Raw genomic sequence first — 6,578 nt, 5'->3', positions numbered from 1 at the left:
CCGGGTGGGGCCGCCCGCCGTCGCGGGTACGCCGGACCGGTCCGGCCTACGGGATCGGCGTACGCTGGCGGGACGGTTCCGGCATCGGCGGGGCCGGGCCAGTGCCGGCGCGGGCCGGTCAGCGTGGAGAGGGTGGCGCGGAGGTCATGACGACCGACGAGGGCCGGGTGTCGCTGCGGCGCATCCTGCGGCGGCTCACCGCGAGCGAGGCCGAGATCGAGGCGCAGGAGCTGCAACGGGAGAGCGCCGAGTGCGGCGGAGTGCCGGCCCGGCAGTGCGTGCGCGGCCAGGTGGTCTCGGTCGCCGGCCGGCTCCGCACCGTGGTCTACACCCCGCGAACCAACCTGCCGACGCTGGAGGCGGACCTCTACGACGGCAGCGACGTGGTGACCCTGGTCTGGCTGGGCCGGCGGCACATCGCCGGCATCGAGCCGGGGCGGCACCTCACCGCCCGCGGCCGGGTGGCCGTCCGGGACGACCGCAAGGTCATCTACAACCCGTACTACGAGCTGGAGTCGCCGAAGTGACGACGGGACAGCAGCCGGCCACCGCGCCGCAGACGCCCCCGGAGGACGAGGGGCAGCTGCCCAGCCTCGCCGAGCAGATGGCCGACCAGCTCGGCGGCTGGCGGGGCCTGGTCGAGTCCAGCATTCCCGTGCTGGTCTTCGTGCTCGCCAACATCGTGGGCGACCTGCGGCCCGCCGTGATCGCCTCGGTCGGCGTTGCGGTGCTGATCGCCGTCGCGCGGCTGGCCCAGCGGCGCCCGGTCCGGCACGCGGTCAACGGGCTGGTCGGCATCGCCATCGGCGCGTTCATCGCCTGGCGCACCGGCGACGAGCGGGACTTCTACCTCCCCGGCATCCTCTACGGCATCGCCTACGGGGTGGCCCTGCTGATCTCGGCGGCGATCCGCCAGCCGCTGGTCGGCTGGATCTGGTCGGTGCTGGTCGCCAAGGGGCGCTCGGAGTGGCGCGACGATCCCCGGCTGGTGCGCACCTTCACCCAGCTCACCGTGCTCTGGGGCGTGGTCTGGCTGGCCAAGGTGGGCGTGCAGGCCGCGCTCTACCTGGCCCACCAGGACACCGCGCTGGGCGTGGCCCGGCTGGCGCTGGGCTACCCGCCGTACGCGCTGCTGCTGCTGATCACCGTCTGGACGGTCCGCCGGGTGACCCGGCAGGGCGCGCCGGAGCCGCTGCCCGGCGCCTGAGCCCGTCCGGCCACCCGCCGGGCGGCGAGGCTCGGCCGGCCTGCCCGGCTGCCCCGCCGGGCGCCGGACCGAACGCCTGCCCTGCCGACCGGCTCAGGCGTTGCCGCGGGTCCGCTCGACGCTGTCCGGGCCGAGGATCACCGCGCGGACCTCGTCCTCCACCTCGGCGGTGCAGACGAAGATCAGCTCGTCGCCGGCCTCGATCGGGTCGTCCGGGCTGGGCACCAGCACCCGCTTGCCGCGCAGGATCGCCACCAGCGCGGCGTCCCGGGGGATCGGCACCGCGTGGATCGGCTGGCCGACGTAGGGCGCGGTCGGCGGCAGGGTGATCTCGACCAGGTTCGCCTCGCCCTGCCGGAAGGTCATCAGCCGGACCAGGTCGCCGACGGTGACCGCCTCCTCGACCAGCGCGGCCATCACCCGCGGCTTGCTGACCGCCACGTCGACGCCCCACTGCTCGGTGAAGAGCCACTCGTTCTCGGCCCGGTTCACCCGGGCGACCACCCGGGGCACCGCGAACTCGGTCTTGGCCAGCAGCGACACCACCAGGTTGACCTTGTCGTCACCGGTCGCCGCGACGACCACGTCGCAGCCGGCGACGTTGGCCTCCTCCAGGCTGGTCAGCTCGCACGCGTCGGCCAGCACCCAGTCGGCGGCCGGCACCCGGTCCGGGCGCAGCATCCGGGGCTGGCGCTCGATCAGCATCACCTGGTGGCCGTTGTCGATCAGCTCCTGGGCGATCGACCGGCCGACGTTGCCGGCGCCGGCGATGGCGATCCGCATGCTCAGAGCCCTCCTTCGGGCGGCGTCGCGGCCACCGCGGTGACCGAGGCGGCGATGTCGTCGGTGACCAGCACGTAGAGCTGGTCACCCTCCTGCACGACGGTGGAGGCCGTGGGCAGCGTGCCGATGCCGAAGCGGATCAGGTACGCCACCCGCGCGCCGGCCGCCTCCTCCAGCTGGTGCAGCGGCCGCCCGACCCACTCCTTGTGCACCGGCACCTCGACGATCGAGACGGTGCTGGTGGGGTCGCGGAAGATCTCGATGTTGCCCTCGGGAACAAGGTGCCGCAGCATCCGGTCGGCCGTCCACCGGACGGTGGCCACGGTGGGGATGCCGAGCCGCTCGTAGACCTGTGCCCGGCGCTGGTCGTAGATGCGGGCGGCGACGCGGGAGACGCCGAACGTCTCGCGGGCCAGCCGGGCCGAGATGATGTTGGAGTTGTCGCCGCTGGAGACGGCGGCGAAGGCGTCCGCGCGCTCGATGCCGGCCTGGCGCAGCACCTCGCCGTCGAAGCCGGCGCCGGTGACGGTGATGCCGGCGAAGTCGGGCCCGAGGCGGCGGAACGCGTCGGCGTCCTGGTCGATCACCGCCACCGAGTGACCCCGGGACTCCAGGCTGTGGGCGAGGGTCGAGCCGACCCGGCCACAGCCCATGATCACGACATGCACTGGTGTCCCTCCCAAAGGTGCCGCCCGTTCGGCGGACGGCGGCGCTCTCTGCGAGCGTGCCACGTCCGCCGAGCCGACGGGGGACCGACCGTACCGCGCGGGTGTGCGGGGTGGTGATCAGGCACCCCCGACGGGTCGTACCCTTAGCGCTTGTGGCCAGTCCCACCTCGCTGCTGAAGCGACTCCTCGTCGTCGACCCTTCCGGTCCGACCGGCTCCAGCACACCCTTCTCCCCAAGCGCATCGCCCTGCCGGTCTTCGCCTCCGACGCCCTCTCCAGCGTGGCGTACGCGCCCGACGAGATCCTGCTGACGCTGTCGATCGCCGGGGCGTCGGCGTTCCTCTTCTCGCCGTGGATCGCCCTCGCGGTGGTCGTGGTGATGCTGACCGTGGTGGCCAGCTACCGACAGAACGTGCACGCCTACCCGTCCGGCGGCGGTGACTACGAGGTGGCCACGGTCAACCTGGGGCCCCGCGCCGGGGTGGCGGTGGCCAGCGCCCTGCTCGTCGACTACGTGCTCACCGTCGCGGTCTCGGTCTCGTCCGGGGTGGCCAACCTCGGCTCGGTGGTGCCCTTCGTGGCCACCCACAAGGTGCTGATCGCGGTGCTCGCCGTGGCGCTGCTCACCGCCGTGAACCTGCGCGGCCTGCGCGAGTCGGGCACCGCCTTCGCGATCCCCACCTACGGCTTCATCATCGTGATGGTCGGGATGATCCTCACCGGGCTGGTGCGGTACTTCGTGCTCGGCCACGACCTGCGCGCGCCCAGCGCCGACCTGGTGATCCAGGCCGAGCACAGCGTGACCGGCTTCGCCCTGATCTTCCTGCTGCTGCGCACCTTCTCCTCGGGCTGCGCCGCGCTCACCGGTGTGGAGGCCATCTCCAACGGGGTGCCCGCGTTCAAGGCGCCCAAGAGCCGCAACGCGGCGACCACCCTGCTGCTGCTCGGCACCATCGCGGTCGCCATGCTGGTCGGCATCATCTGGCTGTCCCGACTGACCGGCCTGCAGTTCGTCGAGGACCCGACGACGCAGATCCTCTCCGGCCCGGACGGGTACGTGCAGAAGACCGTCACCACCCAACTCGGCGAGACCGTCTTCGGCGGCGGCTCGTTCCTGCTCTACGTGGTCGCCGGGATGACGGCGCTGATCCTCTTCCTGGCCGCGAACACCGCGTTCAACGGCTTCCCGGTGCTCGGCTCGATCCTGGCCCAGGACCGCTACCTGCCCCGGCAGTTCCACACCCGGGGCGACCGGCTGGCCTTCTCCAACGGGATCGTCTTCCTGGCCCTCTTCGCCATCGTGCTGATCGTCGGCTTCCAGGCCGAGGTGACCCGGCTGATCCAGCTCTACATCGTCGGGGTGTTCGTCTCCTTCACGCTCTCCCAGGCCGGCATGATCCGGCACTGGAACCGGCACCTGCGCACCGCGCGGGACCCGGAGGCGCGGCGGCGGATGATCCGGTCCCGGGCGATCAACACCTTCGGCATGGCGATGACCGGCACCGTCCTGATCATTGTGCTGCTCACCAAGTTCCTGCTCGGCGCGTGGATCGCGATCGCCGCGATGGCGGTGATCTACCTGCTGATGCTCGCCATCCGCCGGCACTACGACCGGGTCGCCGCCGAGCTGGAGCCGACCGAGGTCCGGGGCGTGCTGCCCGCCCGCAACCACGCCATCGTGCTGGTCAGCAAGCTGCACCAGCCGACCCTGCGGGCCATCGCGTACGCCCGGGCCACCCGGCCGGACACGCTGACCGCCGTCACGGTGAACGTCGACGACAAGGACACCCGCCAGCTCCAGGCGGAGTGGGAGCAGCGCGAACTGCCCGTCCCGCTCACCGTGGTCGACTCGCCGTACCGGGAGATCACCCGGCCGATCCTGAACTTCGTCGCCTCCACCCGCCGGGCGTCGCCCCGCGACGTGGTCACCGTCTTCATCCCCGAGTACGTCGTCGGCCGCTGGTGGGAGAACCTGCTGCACAACCAGAGCGCGCTGCGCCTCAAGGGGCGGCTGCTCTTCGAGCCGGGCGTGATGGTGACCAGCGTGCCCTGGCAGCTCGCCTCGACCGCCAGCAAGAACCTGGACCGCCTCGACGCCACGCTGAGCCGTACCCCGGCCCGCGGGCCGCGGGTGGCCCCGCGCAGCGCCCTGCCGCCGGTCGTCTCCGCCCCGCCGGGCGAGAGCGCCCCGTCGAGCGGGGACCGGCCGTGACCGGCCCGACCGGCGGCGTGCCGGGCACCGGGGAGCGGCGCGGGCTGGAGGAGGCCGAGCGGGTCGAGCTCACCGTCGGCGCGGTCGCCCCCGGCGGGCACTGCGTGGCCCGGGTCGACGGGCAGGTGGTCTTCGTCCGGCACGCGCTGCCCGGCGAGCGGGTGATCGCCGAGGTCACCGAGCTGCACAAGGGCTTCGCCCGCGCCGACGCGGTGGAGATCCTGGAGGCGTCGCCGGACCGGGTGGAACAGCCCTGCCCGTGGGCGAAACCCGGCCGCTGCGGCGGTTGCGACCTGCAACACGTCACCCCCGCCGCCCAGCTCGACTGGAAGACCGCCGTGGTCCGCGAGCAGCTCACCCGGCTGGGCGGGCTCACCGAGGCCGAGGTGGACGTGCTCGGCGTCACCGTCGAGGCGCTGCCCGGCGGGCCGCTCGGTTGGCGGTCCCGGGTCCGGTACGCGGTCGACGCCGCCGGCCGGGCCGGGCTGCTCAAGCACCGCTCGCACGAGGTGGTGCCGATCGACTGGTGCCGGATCGCCCACCCGGCGATCCGGGAGCTGCCGGTGCTCACCCCGTCGGGCGCGCGCTGGCCGGACGCCGAGGCGGTCGAGACCGTCGCCTCCACCGGCGGGGACGTCAGCGTCGCCGCCGTCACCGAGGGGGTGGCCACCCCGGTCAGCGGGCCGCAGACCGTCCGCGAGGTGGCCGCCGGCCGGGAGTGGACGCTGCCCGCCGCCGGCTTCTGGCAGGTGCACCCAGCCGCCGCCGACACCCTCGTCGGGCGGTCCTGGACCTGCTCGACCCGCGTACCGGCGAGTCCGGCTGGGACCTGTACGGCGGGGCCGGGCTCTTCGCCGCCGCGCTCGCCGGCCGGGTCGGCCCGGACGCCCGGATCACCCTGGTCGAGTCCTCCGCGCAGGGGGTCGCCGCCGCCCGGGAGAACCTGGCCGACCTGCCCCGGGTGGAGGTGGTCACCGCCCGGGTGGAGACCGCCCTGGCCCGCCGCCGGATCACCGGCCCGGTCGATCTGGTGGTGCTCGACCCGCCCCGCTCCGGCGCGGGCGCGCCGGTGGTCCGGGACATTGTCGCCGCCGGGCCGCGCGCCGTGGCGTACGTGGCCTGCGACCCGGCCGCCTTCGCCCGGGACGTGCGCACCTTCACCGGGCTCGGCTGGCGGCTCGCCGCGCTGCGCGGGTACGACCTGTTCCCGATGACCCAGCACGTCGAGCTGGTCGGCCTGTTCCTGCCGCCCGCCGGGTGACTAACCTGACCCGATGAAGATCGTCGGGTTGATGTCCGGCACCTCGTACGACGGGGTGGACGTGGTCGCCGCCGAGTTCACCGCCGACGGCGACACCCTGCGGATGCGTCCGCTCGGGCACCGCGGGCTGGACTACGACGACGCCCTGCGCGAGGCGATCGGCGCGCTGCTGCCCCCGGCGGCCACCACGATCGAGGCGGTCTGCCGGCTGGACAACGCCCTCGGCGAGGTCTTCGCCGCCGCCGCCGCGCTCGGCGTCGAGCTGGCCGGCGGGCGGCGACACCCTGCGGATGCGTCCGCTCGGGCACCGCGGGCTGGACTACGACGACGCCCTGCGCGAGGCGATCGGGCGCGCTGCTGCCCCCGGCGGCCACCACGATCGAGGCGGTCTGCCGGCTGGACAACGCCCTCGGCGAGGTCTTCGCCGCCGCCGCCGCGCTCGGCGTC

General features: G+C 73.9%; 5 protein-coding genes and 2 pseudogenes. 5 read left to right on the top strand and 2 right to left on the bottom strand.

Annotated features, from left to right (window positions below):
* Positions 1 to 146 precede the first annotated feature (146 nt).
* Together JNW89_RS23480 and JNW89_RS23475 are read left to right on the top strand one after the other, a co-directional pair.
* The gene (locus JNW89_RS23480; RefSeq protein ID WP_238450521.1) at positions 147 to 527 is read left to right on the top strand and encodes an OB-fold nucleic acid binding domain-containing protein; all 381 of its coding nucleotides are present in this window, start codon (positions 147 to 149) and stop codon (positions 525 to 527) included.
* Positions 524 to 1,207 carry a DUF3159 domain-containing protein gene (locus tag JNW89_RS23475; protein ID WP_238450520.1) on the top strand — a complete coding sequence of 228 codons (684 nt, stop codon included), beginning with the start codon at positions 524 to 526 and terminating at the stop codon, positions 1,205 to 1,207. Before JNW89_RS23480 ends, JNW89_RS23475 begins: the two co-directional genes overlap by 4 nt.
* A gap of 93 nt (positions 1,208 to 1,300) precedes the next feature.
* On the opposite strand, the gene JNW89_RS23470 is transcribed toward JNW89_RS23475, so the two are convergent.
* The gene (locus JNW89_RS23470; protein WP_238450519.1) at positions 1,301 to 1,990 is read right to left on the bottom strand and encodes a TrkA family potassium uptake protein; all 690 of its coding nucleotides are present in this window, start codon (positions 1,988 to 1,990) and stop codon (positions 1,301 to 1,303) included.
* A gap of 2 nt (positions 1,991 to 1,992) precedes the next feature.
* The gene (locus JNW89_RS23465; RefSeq protein WP_238450518.1) at positions 1,993 to 2,658 is read right to left on the bottom strand and encodes a TrkA family potassium uptake protein; all 666 of its coding nucleotides are present in this window, start codon (positions 2,656 to 2,658) and stop codon (positions 1,993 to 1,995) included.
* 152 nt (positions 2,659 to 2,810) lie between these two features.
* Between JNW89_RS23465 and JNW89_RS23460 the strand changes: the two are divergent.
* From JNW89_RS23460 to JNW89_RS23450, 3 genes and pseudogenes are all read left to right on the top strand, one after another.
* Positions 2,811 to 4,870: pseudogene (locus JNW89_RS23460) on the top strand (APC family permease).
* A 17-nt stretch (positions 4,871 to 4,887) separates the two neighbouring features.
* A pseudogene (locus JNW89_RS23455) lies at positions 4,888 to 6,131 on the top strand (class I SAM-dependent RNA methyltransferase).
* A gap of 13 nt (positions 6,132 to 6,144) precedes the next feature.
* On the top strand, positions 6,145 to 6,578 hold a 434-nt coding region (locus tag JNW89_RS23450; protein WP_238450517.1), incomplete at its 3' end, for an anhydro-N-acetylmuramic acid kinase.

This window comes from Micromonospora sp. 4G55, assembly GCF_016803375.1.
This window is presented reverse-complemented; position numbering and strand designations above follow the sequence as displayed.

Coding starts and splice junctions, on each gene's coding strand:
- JNW89_RS23480 (WP_238450521.1), top strand. CDS start 147: ATGACGACCGACGAGGGCCGGGTGTCGCTGCGGCGCATCCTGCGGCGG.
- JNW89_RS23470 (WP_238450519.1), bottom strand. CDS start 1,990: ATGCGGATCGCCATCGCCGGCGCCGGCAACGTCGGCCGGTCGATCGCC.